General features: G+C 66.0%; 22 protein-coding genes. 9 read left to right on the forward strand and 13 right to left on the reverse strand.

Going from position 1 to position 24368, the window contains the following annotated elements:
• Window positions 1-28: 28 nt before the first annotated feature.
• The 7 genes from JQT59_RS24430 to infC form a co-directional block, all read right to left on the reverse strand.
• Complete coding sequence (locus tag JQT59_RS24430; RefSeq protein ID WP_213572332.1) at window positions 29-427, reverse strand: hypothetical protein; 399 nt, start codon at window positions 425-427, stop codon at window positions 29-31.
• Window positions 428-471: 44 nt separating this feature from the next.
• Window positions 472-2958 (reverse strand): phenylalanine--tRNA ligase subunit beta, encoded by a 2487-nt coding sequence (gene pheT / locus JQT59_RS24435; RefSeq protein ID WP_213572333.1) that lies wholly within the window; start codon window positions 2956-2958, stop codon window positions 472-474.
• 62 nt (window positions 2959-3020) lie between these two features.
• On the reverse strand, window positions 3021-4091 hold the full coding sequence (gene pheS, locus JQT59_RS24440; RefSeq protein ID WP_213572334.1) for a phenylalanine--tRNA ligase subunit alpha: 1071 nt from the start codon (window positions 4089-4091) through the stop codon (window positions 3021-3023).
• 92 nt (window positions 4092-4183) lie between these two features.
• Window positions 4184-4993: a TrmH family RNA methyltransferase gene (locus JQT59_RS24445; RefSeq protein ID WP_213572335.1), complete on the reverse strand. Its 810-nt coding sequence runs from the start codon at window positions 4991-4993 to the stop codon at window positions 4184-4186.
• 38 nt (window positions 4994-5031) lie between these two features.
• Window positions 5032-5421, reverse strand: coding sequence for a 50S ribosomal protein L20 (rplT, locus tag JQT59_RS24450; RefSeq protein ID WP_005247385.1), 390 nt, complete (start codon window positions 5419-5421; stop codon window positions 5032-5034).
• A gap of 64 nt (window positions 5422-5485) precedes the next feature.
• Window positions 5486-5680 (reverse strand): 50S ribosomal protein L35, encoded by a 195-nt coding sequence (rpmI, locus tag JQT59_RS24455; protein ID WP_109329424.1) that lies wholly within the window; start codon window positions 5678-5680, stop codon window positions 5486-5488.
• Window positions 5681-5739: 59 nt separating this feature from the next.
• The gene (infC, locus tag JQT59_RS24460) at window positions 5740-6381 is read right to left on the reverse strand and encodes a translation initiation factor IF-3 (RefSeq protein ID WP_159927154.1); all 642 of its coding nucleotides are present in this window, start codon (window positions 6379-6381) and stop codon (window positions 5740-5742) included.
• Window positions 6382-6755: 374 nt separating this feature from the next.
• Between infC and JQT59_RS24465 the strand changes: the two genes are divergently transcribed.
• Both JQT59_RS24465 and JQT59_RS24470 read left to right on the forward strand, forming a co-directional pair.
• On the forward strand, window positions 6756-7142 hold the full coding sequence (locus JQT59_RS24465; RefSeq protein ID WP_230990166.1) for a DUF1844 domain-containing protein: 387 nt from the start codon (window positions 6756-6758) through the stop codon (window positions 7140-7142).
• Window positions 7143-7154: 12 nt separating this feature from the next.
• A complete protein-coding gene (locus JQT59_RS24470; protein ID WP_213572336.1) occupies window positions 7155-7889 on the forward strand; it encodes an alpha/beta fold hydrolase in 735 nt (244 codons plus the stop codon).
• A 6-nt stretch (window positions 7890-7895) separates the two neighbouring features.
• Here the strand turns inward: JQT59_RS24470 and uvrA are convergent, their stop codons facing one another.
• Window positions 7896-10916: an excinuclease ABC subunit UvrA gene (uvrA, locus tag JQT59_RS24475; RefSeq protein ID WP_213572337.1), complete on the reverse strand. Its 3021-nt coding sequence runs from the start codon at window positions 10914-10916 to the stop codon at window positions 7896-7898.
• Between the two features lie 152 nt (window positions 10917-11068).
• Here uvrA and JQT59_RS24480 point away from each other — a divergent pair, with 152 nt between their 5' ends.
• The 4 genes from JQT59_RS24480 (at window position 11069) to JQT59_RS24495 (ending at window position 15680) form a co-directional block, all read left to right on the forward strand.
• A complete protein-coding gene (locus tag JQT59_RS24480; protein WP_213572338.1) occupies window positions 11069-11758 on the forward strand; it encodes an MBL fold metallo-hydrolase in 690 nt (229 codons plus the stop codon).
• Window positions 11759-11883: 125 nt separating this feature from the next.
• Window positions 11884-12855: a DoxX family protein gene (locus JQT59_RS24485; protein WP_213572339.1), complete on the forward strand. Its 972-nt coding sequence runs from the start codon at window positions 11884-11886 to the stop codon at window positions 12853-12855.
• Window positions 12856-13014: 159 nt separating this feature from the next.
• The gene (locus tag JQT59_RS24490; protein WP_213572340.1) at window positions 13015-15297 is read left to right on the forward strand and encodes a HelD family protein; all 2283 of its coding nucleotides are present in this window, start codon (window positions 13015-13017) and stop codon (window positions 15295-15297) included.
• A complete protein-coding gene (locus tag JQT59_RS24495) occupies window positions 15294-15680 on the forward strand; it encodes a DUF732 domain-containing protein (RefSeq protein WP_213572341.1) in 387 nt (128 codons plus the stop codon). The genes JQT59_RS24490 and JQT59_RS24495 overlap by 4 nt, the downstream gene beginning before the upstream one ends.
• Window positions 15681-15695: 15 nt before the next feature.
• On the opposite strand, the gene JQT59_RS24500 is transcribed toward JQT59_RS24495, so the two are convergent.
• From JQT59_RS24500 to uvrB, 3 genes are all read right to left on the reverse strand, one after another.
• Window positions 15696-16148 (reverse strand): universal stress protein, encoded by a 453-nt coding sequence (locus JQT59_RS24500; protein ID WP_109329417.1) that lies wholly within the window; start codon window positions 16146-16148, stop codon window positions 15696-15698.
• A 199-nt stretch (window positions 16149-16347) separates the two neighbouring features.
• On the reverse strand, window positions 16348-17220 hold the full coding sequence (locus tag JQT59_RS24505) for an SCO6745 family protein (protein WP_109329416.1): 873 nt from the start codon (window positions 17218-17220) through the stop codon (window positions 16348-16350).
• A 22-nt stretch (window positions 17221-17242) separates the two neighbouring features.
• On the reverse strand, window positions 17243-19405 hold the full coding sequence (uvrB, locus tag JQT59_RS24510) for an excinuclease ABC subunit UvrB (RefSeq protein ID WP_109329415.1): 2163 nt from the start codon (window positions 19403-19405) through the stop codon (window positions 17243-17245).
• Window positions 19406-19481: 76 nt separating this feature from the next.
• On the opposite strand from uvrB, the gene JQT59_RS24515 reads away from it, so the two are divergent.
• Window positions 19482-19997, forward strand: a complete 516-nt coding sequence (locus JQT59_RS24515; protein ID WP_213572342.1) for a ribonuclease FAU-1 family protein — start codon at window positions 19482-19484, stop codon at window positions 19995-19997.
• A gap of 2 nt (window positions 19998-19999) precedes the next feature.
• Here JQT59_RS24515 and coaE read toward each other — a convergent pair whose 3' ends face one another.
• The gene (gene coaE / locus JQT59_RS24520) at window positions 20000-21214 is read right to left on the reverse strand and encodes a dephospho-CoA kinase (RefSeq protein WP_213578049.1); all 1215 of its coding nucleotides are present in this window, start codon (window positions 21212-21214) and stop codon (window positions 20000-20002) included.
• A 169-nt stretch (window positions 21215-21383) separates the two neighbouring features.
• Between coaE and JQT59_RS24525 the strand changes: the two genes are divergently transcribed.
• On the forward strand, window positions 21384-21605 hold the full coding sequence (locus JQT59_RS24525; protein WP_109329413.1) for a hypothetical protein: 222 nt from the start codon (window positions 21384-21386) through the stop codon (window positions 21603-21605).
• A 153-nt stretch (window positions 21606-21758) separates the two neighbouring features.
• On the opposite strand, the gene rpsA is transcribed toward JQT59_RS24525, so the two are convergent.
• A complete protein-coding gene (gene rpsA, locus JQT59_RS24530; RefSeq protein ID WP_109329412.1) occupies window positions 21759-23246 on the reverse strand; it encodes a 30S ribosomal protein S1 in 1488 nt (495 codons plus the stop codon).
• 214 nt (window positions 23247-23460) lie between these two features.
• On the opposite strand from rpsA, the gene JQT59_RS24535 reads away from it, so the two are divergent.
• The gene (locus JQT59_RS24535; protein WP_213572343.1) at window positions 23461-24357 is read left to right on the forward strand and encodes a class I SAM-dependent methyltransferase; all 897 of its coding nucleotides are present in this window, start codon (window positions 23461-23463) and stop codon (window positions 24355-24357) included.
• The last annotated feature ends 11 nt before the right edge of the window (window positions 24358-24368 follow it).

A 24368-nucleotide genomic window follows, 5' to 3' on the forward strand; every position in this document is an offset into this window, starting at 1 on the left:
CGTCTCGGTGACCCCGAGCCGTGATCGGTCACTGCTTGCCGAGTGACCGCCTGATCTCATCCAGTTTGGCCTTGCCGGCTTTCTTCCGCGCTTCCCACTGTTCGTCCACTGATCGGCCGGACGGGCTTTCGTGCGCTAATTCCGCCGACCCGATCGCCGTACCGACCCGCTCCTCGATCCGATCCCGCACACGATCGAACGTCGGGACGCCCCCCGCGGTGTAGTCGGGCTCGGGCAACCGCGGAGTGGTGTCCGGGACGATCTCCGCGGTGACGGGGTCTTCCGTCGGGACCGCGCTTCCGACGTCGACGGCGGCGAGGAGTGCCCCGAGGCCGGGGCGACCGGCGGCGACTGCCCGCACCACCGCGAGGAACTCGGCGTCGGTCAGCTCACTCGCCGCTGCTACGACGTCGCGCACTTCGGCCATCTGTCCCGCTCCTCACGCCCCCGCTGTGGTTCCCAGGCTACGGGTCAGCTGCGCAATTCGGCACCCACCGAAGCTGCGGCAGCCGCGACCGCAGCGTCGCGGGCCGCACTCGCCTCGTCCTCGGTCAGCGTGCGGTCCGCTCCGCGGAACCGGAGCGCGAAGGCGAGCGACTTCCGTCCGGGCCCGACCTGGTCCCCCTCGAAGACGTCGAAGAGACGGATGTCCTCGAGAAGTTCACCGCCACCCGAACGCAGAGCCTCTTGCACGGTGGCCGCGGGCACGGTGGCATCGACGACGACCGCGACGTCCTGCAGCACAGCCGGGAACGGCGACACCTTGGGGGCGGGGAGATTCTCCACGAGGGGAAGGGCGTCGAGGTCGATTTCGACAGCGCACGTGCGCGGCGGCAACCCTGCCCGCTCGAGGACCGCGGGATGAAGCTCACCGGCATGCCCGACGACGACACCGTCGAGCAACAACTCCGCGCCGCGTCCCGGGTGCCACGGTAGATACTGCGTCGCGCGGAACTCGAGCTCGACTCCTGCCGCGGACGCGACTGCGCGAGCGGCAGCGAATGCATCACTCGCTTCGGCGGGGCGACCCGGACCCCAGGGTCCGCTCGGTTCGCGCATCCCGGTGAGCACGGCGCCGACGTGCACCGGCTGCGCCGGCAGCGACTGCAGCAACTCGGCGATCTCGTCGTCCGTCGGCCGGCGATCGACCGGGAGGACACCGACCGGCTTCGTGTCGGGACCGGGCAACACGACCTGCGCGACGCCGAACAGCGACAGGTCGCGCTGGCCGCGGGAGACGTTGCGAGCAAGAACCTCGAGGAGCCCGGGCAACAGGGTCGTCGCCAACTCCGGGCGGTCCGATTCGAGCGGGTTGAGCACCCTGACGGTGTTTCGGCGCGGATCTTCCCGGTCCAGTCCCCACGAGTCGAAGACGGCAGCGGGAAGGAATACCGGCGGCAGCACCTCGACGTATCCGGAGAAGGCGAGCGCCCGGCCGACGGCGCGCTTGCGGCACTGGGCGGGCGTTAGTCCGCGGCCGGCAGGCGCTGCGGGAAGCACCGACGGGATCTGCTCGAGCCCCTCGAGACGCAGTACCTCCTCGACGAGGTCGGCGGGCTGGACGAGGTCGGGCCGCCACGACGGCGGGGTGGCCACCAGCTGCCCGTGCCCACCGTCGCTGACGCCGACTTCGACGTCGCAACCGATCTGCGTCAGCCGGCGTGCCGCCGTACCGTTCGGGTAGGTCACTCCGGCCACGCGGTCCGGCAGGTCGATGTCCATCCGTATCGGAGCTGTGCCGGTGACCCCACCCACATCGGTGAGGACCGGCTCGATACGTCCGCCGGCGATCTCCACCAGCAACGATGCCGCGCGGTCCAGCGCGGCCACAGGGATCCGAGGGTCCACCACGCGCTCGAATCGCTTGCTCGCCTCGCTGGACAACTTGTGCCGACGTGCCGTCTTGAACACCGCAAGCGGATTCCAGGTGGCCGCTTCGAGGAGGATGTCGGTGCTCGCGGAGTTGACCTCGGTGGTCGCTCCACCCATCACACCGGCGAGCGAGATGACGCCGGAGTCGTCGGCGATGACGACGTCCTCGGGGTCGAGGACCCGCTCGACCTCGTCCAGGGTGGTCAATTTCTCGCCGTCCACCGCTCGGCGCACCACGAGGTCGCCGCTGATCTTTGCGGCATCGAACGCGTGCAGTGGCTGACCCAACTCGAGCAACACGTAGTTGGTGACGTCGACGGCCGGCGAAATAGGCCGGACCCCCGACAGCAACAGTCGCCGCTGCAGCCACCACGGGCTGGCCGCCGCCGGATCGATACCCGTGACCCGCCGTGCGGCGAACCGGGTGGCCTGCGTGTCGGGGTCGACGCGCACGGGCCATGCCTCGCCCTCCGCGGGATGTGCCGGCACCACCGCAGGGTCGAGGTACTCCAGATCGAACCCACATGCGAGTTCACGGGTCAGCCCGCGCACCGAGAAGCAGTAACCACGGTCCGGCGTGATGTTCAGCTCGATGATGGTGTCGTCCAGACCCAGCAGAGTATTCGCGTCGGCACCCGGAACCGCGGCCCCCGGCTCGAGTACCAGAATTCCCGAGTGGTCCTTGCCGATGCCGAGTTCGGCCACCGAGCAGATCATTCCGTCGGAAACCTGGCCGTACGTCTTGCGGGACGCAATCGCGAAGCCGCCCGGAAGCACCGCGCCCGGAAGTGCGACGATCACGAGATCGCCCTCCGCGAAGTTACGGGCACCGCACACGATGCCCTGCGGTTCCGGCCGACCGACGTCGACTTTGCAGAAGCGGATGGGCTTCTTGAACTCGGTGAGCTCGGTGATCTCGACAACCTTGCCGACGACGAGCGGGCCGGCGACGGCCTCGAGGCGATCGACCTCCTCCACCTCGAGACCGACGCGGACGAAGCCCGCGTCCAACTCCTCCGCGGTGACACCCCACCCCGGGGTGGCACGCTGCAGGATCTCGGTCAGCCAGGATTGCGCTACTCGCACGTCTACTCAGCTCTCTCGTTCGTGAAATGTCGTGACTGTGGACGGATGCGGCGCGATCGCGCTCAGCCCTGGACGCCGAAGGGCAGCGTGAACCGCACGTCACCCTCTACGATGTCGCGCATGTCCGGGATGCCGTTCCGGAACTGCAGCGTGCGTTCGAGACCCATACCGAACGCGAAACCGCTGTACACGTCGGGGTCGATCCCACAGGCACGCAACACGTTCGGGTTGACCATTCCGCAGCCACCCCACTCGACCCAACCGGCGCCGCCCTTCTTGTTCGGGAACCAGACGTCCACCTCCGCGGAGGGTTCCGTGAAGGGGAAGTAGTTGGGACGCATCCGGGTTCGGGTGTCCGAGCCGAACAGCGCCCGGGCGAAGGCGTCGAGCGTGCCCCGCAAGTGGGCCATCGTGAGGCCCTTGTCGACGGCGAGGCCCTCAACCTGATTGAAGACAGGGGTGTGCGTGGCGTCGAGTTCGTCGGTGCGGAAGGTGCGTCCGGGGCACACCACATAGATGGGAAGTTCCCGGGAGAGCATCGTGCGCACCTGGACCGGCGACGTATGCGTGCGCAGTACCTGACGCGACCCCTCCGGGGCGATGTGGAACGTGTCCTGCATCGTCCGCGCGGGGTGGTCGGGAAGGAAGTTGAGCGCATCGAAGTTGAAGTGCTCGGTTTCGACTTCCGGGCCTTCGGCGACCTCCCAGCCCATACCCACGAACACATCCGCGACCTGTTCGGAGATGATGCTGATCGGGTGCCGGGCCCCTACCGGCTGACGCTGCGACGGCAGCGTGACGTCGATGGCCTCGGCGACGAGCACGGCGGCATCACGTTCGGCCAGCAGCACGGCGCGCCGATCGTCGAAGGCCGCGCTGATCCGGGTGCGGGCGACGTTGACGCGCTTCCCTGCGTCGGCCTTCTCCTTGCCCGGAAGGGCTCCGAGTCCACGGCGAACGAGGGCGATGGGCGACTTGTCACCCATGTGGTCGACTTTCGCCTTGGCGAGGTCGTCCAGGTTCGCGGCGGCGGAGAATGCCTTCTCGGCGTTTTCCGCTGCCGCAGTCAAGGCCTCTTCGGTGAGCGCACTCGCATCGACCTCGGGTGACGCAGCGCCCTCTTTTTTAGCCACGACCGGTGCCACTCCTTCAGTTCTTCTCGGCAGACTCTCGACGAGCCGAAACGGCTCCTCGGGAGAATCCTATGCGATCGAAATTTTCGGTTTCAGCTGTCGGTTCGCGTGCGGTTCTGGACCCGTGCACTCGAGTACAGGCAGATTGCTGCCGCGGTCGCCAGGTTCAGGCTCTCGGCACGGCCGTGGATCGGGATGCGCACCCGGTGATCCGCCCTCGCCGCCACGTGCACGTCGAGGCCGTGGGCCTCGTTCCCGAACAACCACGCCGTCGGGCGCGACAACAGGTCGTCGGCGTCGTCGAGGTCTACTTCACCGTCCGCCGCGGTGGCAAGCAACTGAATGCCTGCCGCGCTGATCGCGTCCAGAACAAGAGCCGTATTCCGCTCACGCACCAGCGGAAGATGGAACAAGCTGCCCGCGGACGCGCGAACGCACTTCCCGTTGTGCGGGTCGACGCTGTCGCCCGCCAGAATGGCAGCGTCTGCACCCACCGCATCGGCAACCCGGATAACGGTCCCTGCATTGCCAGGTTCTGCCACCGCGACCGGGACCGCAAGTAGCCGCGTGCCCGGACCCACCGCCTCCGACAGCGGAACGTCGAGGAGGTCACAGACGGCGACCAGTCCGGGTGGAGTGACCGTGTCGCTGAGACCACGCACCGCCCGGTCCGTCACCAGCGACGTCCGAACTCCGATGGTTTCGGCCCGGCCGATCAACTCGACGTACCGCTGCAGCGCGTCCTCGGTGTAGAAGAGATCGTGCACGGCGCGGGTACCCAGCGCCTCCCCCACCGCGTTCTCCCCCTCCACGAGGAAGCGCCCTGCCTTGCGCCGTTCTGCCGTACGCAGGAGCTTCACAGCAGAAACGACCCGCGGGGTGCGCTCGGTGAGCGGGTCCACGGGTCGTTTCCGGTCTGCTGAACTGCGGGGTGCGAGACTCAGGCTGCTTCTCCGGCCGGAGCGTTCACATCAGCCGGGAGCGCTGCCTTGGCGAGAGCCACGAGACCGGCGAACGCAGCGGCGTCCGACACGGCGAGCTCGGCCAGGTTCTTGCGGTCCACCTCGATCTCCGCGAGACGCAGACCCTGGATCAGACGGTTGTACGTGATGTCGTTCGCACGTGCAGCAGCGTTGATACGCGTGATCCACAGCTTGCGGAAGTCGCCCTTGCGCGCACGACGGTCACGGTAGGCGTAGGTCAGCGAGTGGAGCTGCTGTTCCTTGGCCTTGCGGTACAGACGTGAGCGCTGTCCGCGGTAGCCGCTGGAGGCTTCGAGAATCGAACGACGCTTCTTCTGGGCGTTTACCGCCCTCTTTACGCGTGCCACTGAAAAATCCTGTCAATCTTGGGGCGGCTAGCTGCCCCGGGTGGTCAGTAAAAGGGGTGTCGACTCAGATGTCGAGCAGGCGCTTGATGCGCGGGGTGTCAGCCTTGCTGACGACAGCCGTGCCATCGAGGCGACGAGTCACCTTGGTGGGCTTGTGCTCGAGCAAGTGGCGGCGACCGGCCTTCTGGCGCAGGATCTTTCCGGTGCCGGACACCTTGAATCGCTTCGCGGTGCCGCTGTGGGTCTTCGACTTGGGCATGGAGTCCTCAGTTCTGTGTTTCCGGATCTGAACATCCGGATCGTGCTGGTGGAGTCGGACTAGCTGGTGGGCGCTTCGCCGGGCGCACTTCCGCCCGCCGGCTCCGACGGCGCCTGTTCGGCCGGCGCCGGAACTGCACGCTGAGCCGGAGGCGCTGCTGCGCTTTCCTGCGCCTTGACGCGTGTCTTCGCGCCCTTGTGCGGAGCGAGCACCATCGTCATGTTCCGGCCGTCCTGCTTGGCGGACGTCTCGACGAACCCGAGATCGGCAACGTCTGCACCGAGACGCTGCAGCAACCGGAAGCCGAGTTCCGGCCGCGACTGCTCACGTCCACGGAACATGATGGTGACCTTGACCTTGGACCCGGCCTCGAGGAAGCGAACGACATTCCGCTTCTTGGTCTCGTAGTCGTGATCGTCGATCTTCGGACGGAGCTTCTGCTCCTTGATGACCGTGAGCTGCTGGTTCTTCCGCGACTCACGCGCCTTCTGCGCTGCCTCGTACTTGAACTTGCCGTAGTCCATGATCTTGCAGACCGGCGGGCGAGCGTCGGGGGCCACCTCGACCAGGTCGAGATCGGCCTCGAGGGCCAAGCGGAGTGCATCTTCAACACGCACGATGCCAACCTGTTCACCTCCGGGTCCGACGAGGCGGACCTCGGGAACTCGGATGCGATCGTTGATGCGGGTCTCAGTGCTGATGGGGCCTCCTAGGTTGAACGGTCTGGTCTCGAGACCGCCAGCAGCCCGTACGCCCGGATTCCCAACAAAAAAGCCCCGCTGCGGTGAGAATTCACCATGCGGGGCCCGATGTCGACCGATCAGACAATCTCACGGCTTGCGCCGCTCCACCATCTCCTCGCGTGAGGAACCTGAATCGAGGCACGCCTCTAAGCAGGTGACCGGACCACTGAACGGCAGTTTCACTGCCGCGCAGAGGTGGGAGTCGGACTCCACTTGCTGCCCCCGACAAAATCCGAAGGCGGTCGTTGGGTCAAGGGTAACATTTGCGCACCTCGTCGGCTAATCGACACCGGCGCGTTGCGGGTGAACGCCGAGATGGAAAGCTCTTCCGCATGACGCAGAACTCCGACGACGCCCTTACCGGCGGTGGCCTGAATGACAACGGGGACCAGAATACCGAAGTGCGTGAGCTGGCCGAAGTGCCCGCAGTCGAGGTGATCAGCCGCGCGGCGGTCATGCTGATGAGTTCGGCGGCCGAAAAGCTCGGTCTGTCGGATCCGGACCCCGAATCCAGCCCGCACCTCGACCTCGACGAGGCGCGGCGCGTGATCACCGCACTCGCCGGCCTGGTCACTGCCTCCATCGAATACCTCGGACCGCACGCCGGACCCATCCGCGAGGGATTGCAGGCACTACAGCGCGCATTCCGTGAGGCATCGTCGCATCCCGACGAACCCGGCAAGGGTCCCGGCGAAAAGTACACCGGCCCGGTGTACTGAGGGGCGAGGCAGATGACAACTTCCGCTACCACGCAGGCGCACATCGTCCTTGTTCCCGGTTTCTGGCTCGGCGCGTGGGCCTGGGAGTCGGTCGCGGCCGACCTACGAGACCGCGGCCATCATGTGACGGCCGTGACACTGCCGGGACTCGACTCGGTCGATACGGATCGCAGCGGCATAGGCCTCGATGATCACATCTCCGCGGTAGCCGGCGCGGTCGCAGCAACACCAGCGTCGGAGCGGGCAGTCCTCGTCGCCCACAGCGGTGCAGGGCCGGTGGCCTACGCCGTGACTGATCGCATCCCGGACGCGCTGGCGCGAGTCATCTACGTCGACTCAGGTCCTCTTCAGGACGGCGCAGCCCTGCGGAACGACCTCGATCCGTCGGCCACGGAGCTTCCGCTGCCCGGCTGGTCGGAGCTGGAAGCCGAGGGCAACAGCCTGGAGGGACTGGACGAGGCCATGCTCGGGACATTCCGCAGTCGCGCAGTGCCCGAACCTGCAGGGCCTGCCAGGGCCACGTTCGCACTGGGCAACAGCCGCCGCCTGGAGGTGCCCACCACAGTGATCTGCACCAGCTTCCCGTCCGAGGCCATCCGGCAGCTGGCAGGCGTGGGCCACCCGATGGCCGCCGAACTGGGCCGGATCACGAAGGTCGACTACGTCGACCTTCCCACCGGCCACTGGCCGATGTGGTCGCGGCCGGCCGACCTCGCCGAGGAGATCGACGCGGCCGCCGCTCGATAGTCGACCTCAGCCCACTGCTGCAGCGTTCTTCGGTGCGCGCTTCCGCGACGTCACCGACTTCACCGCAGTGGTGGCTTTCGCGGAACCGGCCTTCGGCGAGGCCGGGGATTTCGCCGAAGCAGCTTTCGCCGACTTGCCCACTCTGGCCGGCTTCTTCTTCTGCGCAGGTGTCACCGCGAGAACGCTGTCGAGGAACTTTCCGGTGTAGCTCTCGGGGACCTGAGCCACCTCTTCCGGGGTGCCCTGCGCCACCACTGTTCCCCCGCCGGATCCACCTTCCGGTCCCATGTCGACCACCCAGTCGGACGTCTTGATCACGTCGAGGTTGTGCTCGATGACGATGACAGTGTTGCCCTTGTCGACCAACCCGTTGACGACCCCGAGCAGCTTGCGGATGTCCTCGAAGTGCAGTCCAGTCGTGGGCTCGTCGAGGATGTAGACCGTGCGCCCCGTCGACCGCTTCTGCAGTTCCGCGGCGAGCTTCACACGCTGCGCCTCACCCCCGGACAACGTGGGTGCCGGCTGACCGAGGCGCACATACCCCAGGCCGACCTCCACCAGCGTCTTCAAGTACCGATGGATCGAGGTGATCGGCTGGAAGAAGTCCGCGGCTTCCTCGATGGGCATGTCGAGCACTTCGGCGATGGTTTTGCCCTTGTAGTGCACTTCGAGGGTCTCCCGGTTGTACCGCGCGCCGTGGCACACCTCGCACGGAACGTAGACGTCGGGCAGGAAGTTCATTTCGATCTTCAGGGTGCCGTCGCCGGAGCATGCCTCGCACCGACCGCCCTTGACGTTGAACGAGAATCTGCCGGGCTGGTATCCGCGCACTTTCGCTTCGGTCGTGGACGCGAACAGAGTGCGGATCTTGTCGAACACGCCGGTGTACGTGGCCGCGTTCGATCGCGGTGTGCGTCCGATCGGCGACTGGTCGACCTGCACCAGCTTGTCGAGCTGATCGAGCCCGTTGATGCGGGTGTGACGACCGGGCACCTGCCGGGCACCGTTGAGTTTGTTGGCCATGACGGTGGCAAGAATGTCGTTGACGAGTGTCGACTTGCCGGAGCCGGAGACACCGGTGACCGCCGTGAGCACACCCAGCGGGAAGCTCACATCGATACCGCCGAGGTTGTGTTCCCGCGCGCCGATGACGGTGACCTGGCGTTTGCGGTCCACGGGACGCCGAATGGCCGGAACCTCTATGTGGCTGCGGCCCGACAGGTAGGCGCCGGTCAGCGACTCCTCGCACTCGAGCAGTTCCTCGTACGGGCCACTGTGGACGACCTTGCCTCCGTGTTCACCGGCGAGCGGGCCGATGTCGACGACCCAGTCCGAGGTCCGAATGGTGTCCTCGTCGTGCTCGACCACGATGAGAGTGTTGCCGAGGTCCCGCAGACGCGTAAGGGTCTCGATGAGTCGACGGTTGTCGCGCTGATGCAGGCCGATGGACGGCTCGTCCAGCACGTACAGCACACCCACCAGGCCGGAGCCGATCTGCGTGGCGAGCCGGATGCGCTGCGCTTCACCACCGGACAGCGTGCCCGCGGCACGCGCGAGGGACAGGTATTCGAGTCCGACGTCGAGGAGGAATCCGAGACGGGCCTGGACTTCCTTCAGCACCTGACCGGCAATTGCTTCCTCGCGACTGCCCAATGTGAGGCTGTTGAGGAAATCGGCACAATCGGAGATCGACAGCTCACACACTTCAGCGATCGACTTCTTGCCGAACTTCTCGCTCGCAATGGTGACGGAGAGAATTTCCGGACGCAGACGTGCGCCGGCACACGCGGGACACGGTGTGTCGCGCATATAGCCGTCGTACCGCTCCTTCATCTGATCCGACTCGGTCTGGTCGAGGCGGCGGTGCAGGAAGGGCATGACCCCTTCGAACTCGGCGTAGTACGAACGGGTACGCCCGTACCGGTTCTTGTACCGGACGTGCACCTGCTCCTCGCTCCCCTCGAGGATGGCTCGGCGCGCCTTCGCCGGAAGCTTGTTCCACGGCGTCTTCATATCGAAGCCGAGGATGTCTCCCAACCCGGACAACAGCCGTCCGAAGTACTCGGAACTCTGCCCCATCGACCAGGGTGCGATGGCACCGTCCTCGAGAGACAACTCGGGGTCCGGCACGACAAGGTCGGGGTCGACTTCCTTGCGGATGCCGAGACCGGTGCATTCCGGGCAAGCACCGTACGGGGAGTTGAACGAGAAGGAACGCGGCTCGAGGTCGTCGATGGACAGCGCATGGCCGTTGGGGCATGCGAGCTTCTCCGAGAAACGGCGTTCACGATCGGCGGCATTTTCTTCGCGATCGACGAAGTCGAGCACCACGATGCCTTCGGCTAGCCGCAGTGCCGTCTCGACGGAATCCGTGAGGCGCTGCTTGGAACTGGCCTTGACGGTGAGACGGTCGACGACCACCTCGATATCGTGCTTTTCCTGCTTCTTCAGCTTCGGCGGATCGGTGAGCGGATACACCACGCCGTCTACCCGTACACGCGAATAACCCTGCACGTTCAGTTGATCGAAGAGGTCGACGAACTCACCCTTGCGGGTGCGGACCACCGGAGCGAGTACCTGAAAGCGGATGCCCTCTTCCATGTCGAGCACCTGGTCGACGATCTGCTGCGGCGTCTGCCGGGCGATCTGCTCACCACACACCGGGCAGTGAGCCGTGCCTGCCCGCGCGTAGAGGAGTCGAAGGTAGTCGTAGACCTCGGTGATCGTGCCGACGGTGGAACGCGGGTTCCGGTTGGTCGACTTCTGGTCGATGGACACCGCGGGCGACAAGCCCTCGATGAAGTCGACGTCCGGCTTGTCCATCTGACCGAGGAACTGGCGTGCGTATGCCGACAGCGACTCGACATAGCGTCGCTGACCCTCGGCGAAGATCGTGTCGAACGCCAGGCTCGACTTACCTGAGCCCGACAAGCCGGTGAACACGATCAGGCTGTCGCGGGGTAGATCGAGATCGACCCCTCGCAGATTGTGCTCACGGGCACCCCGCACGATAAGGCGATCCGCCACTCCAAGTCCCTTCATTGTTCGACGGCCGAGGACACTGCGCGTTCGTAGGGTCCTCCAGCCGTGTCATGGTAAGCACGGCCACCGACACGTTTCTGCCGGACGGATGGCCACCTGCCACTCACCTGCCTGTATTCGACGGTAGCCTCCCCACCATGACCGAGCAGCCCATGGTGATAGAAGACTCGTATACCGGCCACGTCTCCCCCGGCTCGGCGCCTCGACGCCGGACCGTTCCCGGAGCCACGATCACGAAGATGTCCGTCGGCCCCATGGACAACAACGTGTACCTGGTCGTCTGTTCCGCGACCGGAAAATCAGTGCTGATCGACGCCGCCAACGAGGCCGTACGGCTCGAACAGTTGATCCGCGAACACGCACCCTCCCTCGAACTGATCGTGACGACCCACCAGCACGGGGACCACTGGCTCGCCCTCGAAGCGGTCACCGCCGCGACCGGAGTACCCACGGCCGCCCATCCCCTCGATGCGGAAGCACTGCCGGTCAGGCCCGACCGTCTCCTCGACGACGGCGACACCCTGACCATCGGGGAGGTCACCTTCGACGTGATCCACCTCGCGGGTCACACCCCCGGTTCGATCGCACTGGCGTTCGCAGAGGCCGGCAACGGCCGCACTCACCTGTTCACCGGCGACTCACTCTTCCCCGGCGGAGTCGGCAAAACCGCTGATGCGGATATGTTCGCGTCGTTGCTGAACGATGTGGAGCAAAAGTTGTTCGCTCGCTATCCCGACGACACCGTCGTCTACCCCGGTCACGGCGACGACACCACCCTCGGTACCGAGCGTCCGCACCTCGGCGAGTGGCGCGACCGCGGTTGGTGAACCGCCCGACTGGGTACTGGGGAAGGGGCAGCCGGTCGGAACCACAAGACTGTCGTACTCGGTACGGCTGCCTCGAACTCTCGTTAGTGTGAGACGGGAGAAACTCGATGATTGGGAGGCTAGGAATGCTTGTCCGTCGTATCGCTCGCCCACTGCTGTCGGCCGTGTTCATCAGCGGAGGGATCGATGCACTCCGAAATCCGGCACCGAGGGCCCAGGCCGCAGGACCGCTGATCGACAAGTCGACCGAAACGCTTCCTGAGTCCGTCACACAGAAGATCCCGTCCGACCCGGAGACGCTGATCAAGATCAACGCAGCCGTGCAGATCGGCGGTGGTGTTCTGCTCGCCACGGGCAAGGCGCCTCGTCTCGCGTCCCTGGCGCTGGCCGGAAGCCTGATTCCCACGACGGTGGCGGGCCACGCCTTCTGGAACGAGACCGATCCGGCCGCGAAAGCTGCCCAGCGCACCCAGTTCCTCAAGAACGTCAGTTTGCTCGGTGGTCTGCTGATCGCCGCAGTCGACACGGAAGGCAAGCCGTCGCTGGGGTGGCGTGGGCGCCGCGCCGCACGGGCAGCCCAGGCCAGTGTGGCGGCTGCGCTTCCACTCGGATCGAGCGACGATCATCACGGACCTGAGATCGCCGAAGCTCTGGCCGCGGCGGCGGAGCGGGCCAGGGTGCTTTCCGGTGAAGCCGCGGAGCGCGGTTCCGGCCTGCTGGAGATCGCCAAGGAACGTGTGACGCCCATCGCGAAGGTCGCGGCGGACCGCGGCGCGGAGTTGGTGGACGTTGCCAAGGACCGCGGCGCGGAGTGGGTCGACGTCGCCAAGGACCGCGGCGCGGAGTGGGTCGACGTCGCCAAGGACCGCGGCGCGGAGTTGGTCGATGTTGCCAAGGACCGCGGCCCTGTGCTGGCCGAACTCGCTCGAGAGAAGGGTGCCGACTTGGCAACGGTGGCCGCAGAACGGAGCGAGGTTGCGGGCAAGGCCGCCCGCAAGCAGGCGGAAATCGCCCGTAAGCAGGCCGAAATCGCCCGCGAGAAGGCGGAGCTCGCGTTGGAGAAGGCGCGCGCCAAGAAGATCGATCTGACGCACTGACATCATTCTGCGGCGTCGACGCCCGCCGCAGACCATCTGATCGGCCCCGGAGAATGCCCTGACCTGCGACATCGGCGGGAGCACTCCGGGGCCGACTAGACTGTCCAGGCACTTTTGCAGCCGCGCCGGATCTGCAGCCGAACCAGTCAAGGAGACCTCTTGCCCGACCAGGACACGTCACACGACGAGCGCGAGCTCGAGCAGCAGTACGTGACGATGCTCTACCACCGACTGGACGGGCTTCGCGACTATGCGGCCACCCGGTTGAGCCGTGTTCTGCTCGAGACCGGCGGTACCCCCCAGGCACGCAGTGAGCGCGAGTCGTTCAACCAGCTCTACACCGAGGACCTCGCCAAGTATGACGCCGCCGAAAACGGCCTCTGCTTCGGAAAGATCGATCTGGACGGCGAGCACCGTTACATCGGGCGTCTCGGCATCCTGGACGAGGAAAACGACTACGAGACCATGCTGCTCGATTGGCGTGCGCCTCTGGCGCGCCCGTTCTACCTCGCGACCCCCGCCGCACCCGATGGTGTGACGCGACGCCGCCACATCCGTACGCGAAGCCGACGAGTGACGGCGGTCAACGACGAGTACTTGGATCTCGCGGCCGCGGAGGCCGCCGGGACCATCACCGGTTCCGACGGTGTCGCGGGTGAGAGCGCCCTGCTGGCCGCATTGAACGCTGCTCGCACCGGGCAGATGAACGACATCGTCGAGACCATCCAGGGTGAGCAGGACGCCATCATCAGGTCCGAGCACAAGAGTGTGCTCGTGGTACAGGGCGGTCCCGGTACGGGAAAGACCGCTGTGGCCCTACATCGCGCCGCCTACCTTCTGTACACCTACCGTCAGCAGCTCGCGAAAGCCGGTGTCCTCATCATCGGCCCGAACGCCACGTTCCTCGACTACATCGGCCAGGTCCTGCCGTCGCTCGGTGAGACGGGCGTGCTGCTCTCCACTATCGGGGACCTCTACCCCGGTGTCCGTGCCACGTGCGAGGACAGTCTCGAGGCCGGAACGATCAAGGGCTCCCTCGACATCCTCGATGTGCTGAAGAAGGCAGTCCGGGACAGGCAGGAGGTGCCGGCGCGGCCGATCGAGCTGACCTTCGACACCTACCGAGTCACGTTGGATCGCAAGGTGGTCACGCGTGCCCGTGGCCGGGCGCGGTCGTCGCGGCGTCCCCACAACCTCGCCCGGCCGATCTTCGTGTCGGCGGTGATCGACGCCCTCGCCCAGCAACTCGCCGACACGCTCGGCGCCAACGTCGTCGACGGCGGCAACCTCCTCAGCCGGGAGGACGTCGCCGACATGCGCGATGAGATGCGTGAAGACCCGGACATCATGAGCGCGATCAGCGCGCTGTGGCCGGAGCTGACTCCGCAGCGGGTCCTCGCCGAGTTGTTCGCGTCGCCGAAGCGACTGGCCGACGCCGCGCCCCAGTTGACCGAGGTTCAACGCGTCGCATTGCACCGCACCGAGTCCGGGGGGTTCAGTGCCGCCGACGCGCCGCTACTGGACGAACTCGCCGAACTCCTCGGAGTGGACGACGCCGCCGAACGGGAACGAGCGCGGCGGCAGTGGCGGGCTCAGATCGCCGATGCGCAGGGCGCACTCGACATTCTCACCGGTTCTGCGCCCCAGGATCTCGAAGACGAGTTGGATCCTGAAATCCTCATGGCCTACGACCTCATCGACGCGAGCCAGCTCGCCGAGAGACACGACGTGGGAGCACACCAGACGACGGCCGAGCGTGCGGCCGGTGACCGGACCTGGACCTACGGACACGTGATCGTCGACGAGGCACAGGAGCTGTCCGAGATGGCCTGGCGCATGCTGATGCGTCGCATCCCGAATCGATGGATGACCCTGGTCGGTGACACCGCCCAAACAGGTGACCCCGCCGGAACATCCTCTTGGCAGCGGATATTGGAACCGTACGTTGCCCAACGCTGGAAGTTGACGGAGCTGACCGTCAACTACCGCACCCCGGCAGAGATCATGACAACGGCGCGCCGAGTGCTCGCCGAGATCGACGCCGAGCAGACGGTACCGCGCTCGGTCCGGGAATCCGGCTTCGTGCCGTGGTCCCGAAACGTGGCCACGTCGGATGTGACGGACACGGTCCGCGCTTGTGTGGCAGAGGAAACCGGCCCGGGCACCACGGCCGTGATCGGGGATCACGGCCTCGTGGCGGCTCTCTCGGATCTTCGCTCCGATTCGGTGAGCGTCCTGACCGTGAAGGATGCCAAGGGCCTGGAGTTCGACTCGGTGCTGATCGTCGAACCGCAGAGTATCGTCGACGAGTCGCCGCGGGGAATGAACGACCTCTACGTCGCGCTCACCCGCGCCACTCAGCGTCTCGGGGTTGTCCACGCGCGGCCCCTGCCCGCGGCCTTGTCCGATCTGACACCCGCAACGGCGGCGAACCCGTCGTGACGCCGTTCGGGCGGAGCTTGCTGATCGGGTGCGCCTGCGCCCTCGGAACTGTGGCGTTCAGCGCCTGCTCCCAGGCCACTGCCGCCGACGACACGTCGGCAAGCGCGGCAGCGACGACAACCGCGTCCAGCAACCTCGACGCCCGTGGATTGCGGTATCAGCAGACATTGGTCGATGCGGGACTCCCCGCCATGCCGGCGGACACCGTCATGGCCATCGCCAACGGCGTCTGCGGGCAGCTGTCCCGGGGAACCGATGAGGCGACCATCATGGTGCACTTGACACCGATGGCGCAGTTCGCCTCGGCTGCATCGGATACCCACCTGACCACCGAGCAGGTGGCGCGGATATTCCTCGATGCGGCCGAGGCGAATTACTGCTGACTGATCAGGCGCCGCTCAGCGGACCGTGTGGACGATCAGAACGTCGGACGTGGACTTGCGGGCCGCATCCGAGGGAACGGAGCCGAGCAGTCGTCCGGTCAAGGTGTTGAGGCCGCGGTTTCCGATCACCAGAAGCCCGCCGTCGACCTCGTCGACCAACGCGAGAAGGGACTCGACGGGCGCACCCACGACTGCGCGTTCCACGACATCCTTGGCCCCGGTGGCGTGGGCGCGCTCCTTCGCGGTACGCAGGATCTCGTATGTGGGCGCGGAACCGGTGATCTGGTAGGCCTCGTCGCCCAGCGCATCAGCCGCATGGCCGACGTCCTTGGGATCAGCCGGGTAGTACGCACACGCGATGATCAGCTTGGCGCCGGCGTCCCCCGCAATGGCAGCAGCCTTCTCGACGGCCCGAAATGACGACTCGGAGCCATCGGTTCCGACGACAACGGTCCGGTAGGCGCTCATTCATTCCTCCATGTCTGGGGTGGTCACTTGGCCGGGGCCCCGCACACGTCGTGTCCGGACCCAGCGGCCACTGCGCTGACCCTAGCGGTATCGGTGCGTGGATAGGGGTATTTGCAGCACAAGCCACAACGCACCGCCCCCCTGCGTGATCAGTCACATTGCCGCGCTGTCCGCGTCTGTGACTTCCCCCGACGAGAAATCAACTCGCGGTGCGGACCTTCGGACCGAACACTCCTGCGGGGAATACCCCGGCGGCCACGACGGTGTCGCGCCACGGCGTCGCGAGCTCGACCACGCGTGCCACCCCGTCTTCACCGAGCGCCGCCCACGGTGTGACCGCAATATCGTCGGTGAGGTCCTCGATCAGATTGCGCAGGTCGCTGCCGTCCGCGGTGAGTTCACCGCGAGCGTCCAGCAACTCCCGATCTCGAAGGCTGTCGCAGGCGGCGTTCCACTGCTCCTCGCTCCACCCGCGACGGGTCAGCGCGAACTTTTTCTGGAACCCGCGGCCCGTCGCGGTATGGGTGATCAGCGCCTCGAGCCCGCTCAGACCGGCGGTCTGCAACGCAGCGGTATGCCCGTCGCCGCGATACTCGCGCAACACTGTCAGGGCATGCCAAAAGCTGAGATGCGGCGCCGACGGCCACTCCAACGCCGCGTAACCGGCGTAGAGCGGCCTGCCTTCGACCCCGGGGATGCCCCGCGCCGCGGTCGACAACAGGTCGGCCGCCTCCGCCATCTCCGGTGACGCGATGACGGACTCCCCCAGCAGGCGGACATACGCCTCACCGACCGCACGGTAGCGAGCCTCGACGATGGCGTGCGGCGCAGCCAGATCCCACGCCCGCGGGATCACCGCGGCGACGGCGTCGGGGCTGAAATTGAAGAAAGCGGCGGTGACGACCCCTGCATTCACCGCACCCATGGGAGCCGCCCGACCGGCGAAGTAGCCCATCCGGCCCGGCTCCAACCCCACCTCGGCCAGTCGTTCCCCGACCTCGGGTACGAAATAGCTCAGGGAATGAAGCAACTCCAACGATCGAGCGGCTCGACCGGCGCTCTGTGCATCCATGAGTCAGACGGTACTGCCTCGGCTACTTCAGGCCCGCGGCGTCCATCCCACGCAACTCCTTCTTCAAGTCCGCGATCTCGTCGCGTAACCGTCCGGCAAGCTCGAATTGGAGGTCGCGTGCAGCGTTCATCATCTGATCCGTCAACTGCTTGACCAGGTCGGCCAGCTCGGCCCTCGGCATCGACTTGGTATCGCGGCCTTCGTAGACGCCCGCACTGACCGCGCGGCCGGCTTCACCCTGGGCGCGGCGACCGCGCGAGGCGTTGCGTCCGGAACCACCCACGTCGACGCCGGCAGCGGTGTCCTCGGCCTCCTCGTACACCTGATCGAGGATGTCTGCGATCTTCTTGCGCAGCGGCTGCGGATCGACGCCCATCTTCTTGTTGTAGGCGATCTGCTTCTCGCGGCGCCGCTCGGTCTCCTCGATGGCGTGCTGCATCGAGTCGGTGATCTTGTCGGCATACATGTGGACCTGACCGGACACGTTGCGAGCTGCGCGACCGATCGTCTGAATCAGACTCGTCGAGCTGCGCAGGAAGCCCTCCTTGTCGGCGTCGAGGATCGCCACCAAGGACACCTCCGGCAGGTCGAGTCCCTCACGCAGAAGGTTGATACCGACGAGCACGTCGTACTCACCGAGCCGTAACTGGCGGAGGAGTTCGACGCGACGCAGCGTGTCGATGTCCGAGTGCAGGTACCGGACCCGGATACCGAGCTCGAGCAGGTAGTCGGTGAGGTCTTCCGACATCTTCTTCGTCAATGTCGTGACGAGCACCCGCTCGTCGCGGTCGGCCCGCTCCCGGATCTCGTGAACGAGGTCGTCGATCTGCCCCTTGGTCGGCTTCACCACCACCTCCGGGTCGACCAGACCGGTGGGACGGATCACCTGCTCGACGAACTCACCGCCGGCCTGGCCCAGCTCGTACTTACCGGGTGTCGCCGACAGGTAGACCGTTTGCCCGATGCGCTGCGTGAATTCTTCCCACGTGAGCGGTCGGTTGTCGGTAGCCGAGGGGAGCCGGAATCCGAACTCGACGAGATTCCGTTTCCGGGACATGTCACCCTCGTACATCGCTCCGATCTGCGGCACGGTGACGTGCGACTCGTCGATGACGAGCAGGAAGTCCTCGGGAAAATAGTCGATGAGCGTGGCAGGAGCGGTACCGGGACCGCGTCCGTCGATGTGCCGCGAGTAGTTCTCGATTCCGGAGCAGAATCCGACCTGCTTGATCATCTCGAGGTCGTACTGGGTGCGCATCCGCAACCGTTGCGCCTCGAGCAACTTTCCCCGGTTCTCGAGGTCGGCGAGGCGTTCCTCGAGTTCGGCTTCGATGTCCTTGACCGCCCGCTCCATCCGTTCGGGACCCGCAACGTAGTGGGTTGCCGGGAAGATGCGCACGGAGTCGACCTGACGGACGACGTCGCCGGTCAGCGGATGCAGGTAGTACAGCGCTTCGATCTCGTCACCGAAGAATTCGATGCGGACGGCCAACTCCTCGTACGACGGAATGATCTCGACGGTGTCACCCCTGACCCGGAAGGAACCGCGGGTGAACGCCAGGTCGTTACGCGTGTACTGAACATCGACGAGAAGCCGGAGGAGCGCGTCGCGCGGGACCTCGACACCTACTTCGAGTTGCACCGACCGGTCGAGGTACGACTGCGGAGTGCCCAGGCCGTAGATGCACGACACCGAAGCCACGACCACCACGTCTCGACGGGAGAGCAGGCTCGACGTCGCGGAGTGGCGAAGGCGCTCGACGTCGTCGTTGACCGACGAGTCCTTCTCGATATAGGTGTCGGTCTGCGCGATGTACGCCTCGGGCTGGTAGTAGTCGTAGTACGACACGAAGTACTCGACTGCGTTATGAGGAAGCATGTCGCGCAGTTCGTTGGCGAGCTGCGCCGCGAGAGTCTTGTTGGGCGCCATGACCAGCGTGGGGCGCTGCACTTTCTCGATGAGCCACGCCGTGGTGGCGGACTTGCCGGTACCGGTGGCGCCGAGCAGGACCACATCCTTCTCGCCCGCGTTGATCCGCTTCTCGAGTTCCGCGATGGCCGCCGGCTGGTCACCCGCGGGTTTGTGATCGCTGACGACCTCGAACCGCGCCTCCGACCGCTCGATCTCACCGATGGGTCGGAACTCGGAATGTGCTACCACCGGGTGCTCGGATGCAAACGCCATGTCACCAGGGTAAGCGCAGGGACCGACAAGGTCCCGACCTGCGCCGGCGGCAGCGCAGTGCCGTAGGTTTTGCCTCATGGAAGGCGCTGCTCATCCGCACCCACCCAAGATCGAATATTTCGATCTCCGCAACAGCACCAACACGGATCCGAAAGGATTCGTCCGTCCGGTGGAGCAATTCCGCGTCGAGCCGTGGGGGCTCTACATGGCGCGGACGGCCGACCATCGGCAGTTCGACTACCTCGAGTCGTGGCTGCTTCCCGACCTGGGACTCCGGGCATCCATTTTCCATTTCCGGCCGGAGCATCAACGGGACCAGGACCACTACGTCGACATCGGCGTGTTCACCCGGGGGGACGATGTCTGGACGTCGGAGGACCACTACCTCGATCTGGTCGTGCGTACCGGGCGGAGCACCGAGTTACTGGATGTGGACGAGCTGATGGAGGCGCACGGCGCCGGTCTGCTCGATACGGCCACCGCCGAGAAGGCGATCACTACCGCCGTCGCCGCCATCGAGGGCCTGGCCACGCACGGCCACGACCTCGGGCGGTGGCTGGCCTCGCTCGGAATGCCGATCGACTGGCGGTGATGTCAGGCCTTCCAGTCCGCGCGTTCGGCCCACTCCCAGGCCCGGGAGTAGGCCGTGTCGAACCAGGGAGTCTTCGCGTCGATGTAGGCGGTGACCGCATCCTCGTACGAGCTGTGGCCGGCGGCCTTGTCTGCCGCGCCCTCCTTGATATCGGTGTACTCGGCCCGGACATCGCAATCGGCTCGGAGCCAGTCGCGAAACACCAGCGCGAACTGCTGTCCAGGCCATCCATCGACCCGAAGATGAATGTTGACCGGCCGGCCCGGATCGGCTCCCCCGTGAATTCTCTTGTCCCACAACGCTGGATCGGTCTCGCCACCGAGATAGGATGGCTTGGGTTCGTCCGCCGTGATGTGCTCGATGCGGGGAAAGCCCGCCTCGGCAAGCGGTTCGGCGAGGTTGTCCGCCGTCGCGAGGTCGGCAACGGTGACCTGCAGATCGATGACATCCTGTGCCGGCATACCCTCGACCGCGGTAGACCCGATGTGATCGACCCGCACCGCCCGGTCCCCGCACACCAACTGCAGTCGGGCGATCAACCGCGCGGCCTCTCCCGCCCACCGCGGATCCGGCGCCACGAGTGCAGGCAACGGCCGCACGACGGTGCGGGTACGGATATTGGACGCGAAGGGGGCGATCCGCTCCGACCACAGGGCCCTGACCACGGGTTCGAGCGCCCCGGGCTCCCCACTGTTGTCGAGTAGGACGTCCGCGGCTGCCCGCCGCTGCTCGTCGTCCGCCTGCGCGGCGATCCTCGCCCGCGCGTCCGCTTCCGGCATCCCTCGGGACCCGACGAGTCTGCGCACCCGTTCCTCCGCGTCGACCAACACGATCAGGACCAGATGGAACGCGGCGCCCATACCGCCCTCGACCAGCAACGGAATGTCCTGTACCAGCACCGCGTCTGCAGCTGCTGAATCGATGAGTTCCGCCGTGCGCGCACCGACGAGTGGATGCACGATCGAGTTCAGCGCCAACCTCGATTCCTCGTCCGCGAAGGCACGTGCCGCCAGGGCAGCCCGGTCGAGCGCTCCGGCCTCCGTAAGGATGTCGTTGCCGAATCGCTCGACGAGAGCGGTCAGGCCTGGGGTGCCCGGCTCGACGACCTCACGGGCGATCAGGTCTGCGTCGACGATCACGGCTCCCAGTTCCGCCAGGATCTTCGACACGGTGGACTTGCCGGCTCCAATGCCTCCGGTGAGGCCGATTCTCAACACGTCACCCAGTGTGGCATCCATCCTGCCCTCGCCTGCGCGACCCCATCGACATCATCTCCCCCACCGTTACCGGCAGACTCACCGATCCCAAATACCACCGATGGGCAGCACGGTCGGTTATGTTCTAGCGAACGGTCCGACCTGCACCTTCTCGAAGAAGAGGAACGCCATGCGCGAGCAACGCCTTCAGCCCGGTCGGCACCGCCTCGGCACCGCGGGTGGCGTGCATTGCCTCGAGATACCTGCGGTCGCGTCGGCACTCGCCGAGCATCGTCGGACGTGGCTCACCGCGATGATCAGCCAGGGCAAGCACAGCTTCGCGTCGATGCGTAAACGCTCGGAGGGCCAGGCGTCGTCGTCGAGTTACTGGATTCCCGTCACCGCGAACTGAACCCCCAGCGTTCTTCCACGCGACTGTGGCCCGGCCTTCACCAAAGGCCGGGCCACAGTCGTTTTGGGCGGCAGCACCGACAAAAGAACCCCGCTCCTGCCGTGGCAGGAGCGGGGTCTCGTTTTCTGTGCCTGACTGCGTCAGGCGGGCCTACTAGGCGTTGCCCGACAGCTTCTCGCGCAGAGCGGCGAGCTGTGCATCGCTCGCAAGCGATCCACCAGCAGATTCGGACGCCGGCGCAGATGCGGACGACGACGCGGTATCGGCATCGCCTGCGCCCGACTCCGAGGAGTAGCCGGCAGCAGCGGTGGCAGCCTCGGCGGCCTCGTCTGCAGCGGTCTTCTCCATCTGAGCGGTGTGCATCTTGTGGCGACGCTCAGCCTCCGCGTAGCGGTTCTCCCACTCTTCACGCTGCTTGTCGAAGCCCTCGAGCCATTCGTTGGTCTCGGGATCGAAGCCCTCGGGGAAGATGTAGTTGCCCTGCTCGTCGTAGCTGTCCGCCATGCCGTACTTGGACGGATCGAACTCGGCGTTGTAGTCCTCGTTGGCCTGCTTCAGCGACAGCGAGATACGACGACGCTCGAGGTCGATGTCGATGACCTTGACCAGCGCATCGTCGCCGACGCCGACAACCTGGTCCGGGACCTCGACGTGGCGCTCGGCCAGCTCCGAGATGTGAACGAGGCCTTCGATTCCCTCTTCGACGCGCACGAAGGCACCGAACGGAACCAGCTTGGTGACCTTACCGGGCACGATCTGGCCGATGGCGTGCGTGCGGGCGAACTGACGCCACGGATCTTCCTGGGTGGCCTTGAGCGACAGGGACACGCGCTCGCGGTCGAGATCGACGTCGAGAACCTCGACGGTGACCTCGGTGCCGACCTCGACAACCTCGGACGGGTGGTCGATGTGCTTCCAGGACAGCTCGGACACGTGCACCAGGCCGTCGACGCCGCCCAGGTCCACGAAGGCACCGAAGTTGACGATGGAGGACACGACGCCCTTGCGGACCTGGCCCTTCTGGAGCTGGTGCAGGAACTCGCTGCGAACCTCGGACTGCGTCTGCTCGAGCCATGCGCGGCGCGAGAGGACGACGTTGTTGCGGTTCTTGTCGAGCTCGATGATCTTGGCCTCGATCTCCTTGCCGACGTACGGCTGGAGGTCGCGGACACGGCGCATCTCGACGAGCGAAGCGGGAAGGAAGCCACGCAGGCCGATGTCGAGGATCAAGCCACCCTTGACGACCTCGATGACGGTGCCCTTGACGGCCTCGTCCTTCTCCTTGAGCTCCTCGATGGTGCCCCAGGCACGCTCGTACTGAGCGCGCTTCTTCGACAGGATCAGTCGGCCTTCCTTGTCCTCCTTGGTGAGGACGAGAGCTTCGACCTCATCGCCCACGGAGACGACCTCGTTGGGGTCGACGTCGTGCTTGATGGAGAGCTCACGGGAAGGGATGACGCCTTCGGTCTTGTAACCGATGTCGAGCAGAACCTCGTCGCGATCGACCTTGACGATGGTGCCTTCGACGATGTCACCATCGTTGAAGTACTTGATCGTTGCGTCAATGGCGGCGAGGAAGTCCTCGGCGGAGCCGATGTCGTTGACGGCTACCTGCGGCGAGGTGACGGTTGTGGAGGGCATATGTTGAGTTGCTCCGGACGGGTTGTGGTCGGTTGATGGTGTTCTGTCGGACAAAGCACGAGAACAGGGCAACGACACCTGACCGGAACCGAACGAAAACTCGAACCGTACCCAATCGGATGTCGCGCACGTAGACACTCGCGTGCAATAGGCTACGCGCCCCTGGGCAAGCTGGGCAAACCCGGGTACGTTCCCACGCTCTAGTCTGTTGCGCATGCCCGACTCTCGTGCGACAGATCCCGCCCACTCCCCCGAAGACGACCGCCACGGCACCGCCAACAGTGTCCTCGGAACCGCCGGAGCCAGCCGCATCCGGGTCGACTCGGAGGCCAGCGAACGCGCGAGCCGAGCGTGGTGGGACGCCGACGCCGACGACTACCACCGCACCCATGGCGAGTTCCTCGGGGTGGACGCGGCGGACGGCGCGTTCGTGTGGTGCCCGGAGGGACTTCACGAGGGCGATCACCACCTACTGGGCGACGTCGCCGGCAAGGACGTCCTCGAAGTCGGCTGCGGCTCGGCTCCCTGCGCACGATGGCTTGCCGGCCAGGGGGCGCGGGCGGTGGGACTCGACATTTCGCGGGCGATGCTCGACCGCGGCGTCGACGCCATGCGGGCGGGAGGACCGGTGGTGCCGCTGATTCAAGCAGGAGCCGAGCACCTCCCGTTCGCGGACGGAAGCTTCGACCTCGCATGTTCGGCTTTTGGCGCAGTTCCGTTCGTCGCCGATTCGGCGGCGGTCATGCGTGAGGTGGGCCGGGTCCTGAGGCCCGGCGGTCTGTGGGTGTTTGCCGTCAACCATCCGATCCGCTGGATCTTCCCCGACGATCCCGGGCCGCGCGGCCTCACCGCCACGCTCCCCTACTTCGATCGCACGCCCTACGTGGAGGTGGACTCGGCCGGCGTGCCGACCTACGTGGAGCACCACCGCACCATCGGTGACCGGGTTCGCGAGATCGTCGCCGCCGGACTCGAGGTGCGCGACATCATCGAACCCGAATGGCCCGAATGGCTCGATCGGGAGTGGGGTCAATGGAGCCCACTGCGTGGCCAGCTCTTCCCCGGCACGGCGATTTTCAGTTGCCGCAAACCTGTCGTCGGCAGCCCGTAGCCGGGGGCGGC

The organism is Rhodococcus sp. USK13, assembly GCF_018343855.1.
GTDB lineage: Bacteria > Actinomycetota > Actinomycetes > Mycobacteriales > Mycobacteriaceae > Rhodococcus_F > Rhodococcus_F oxybenzonivorans.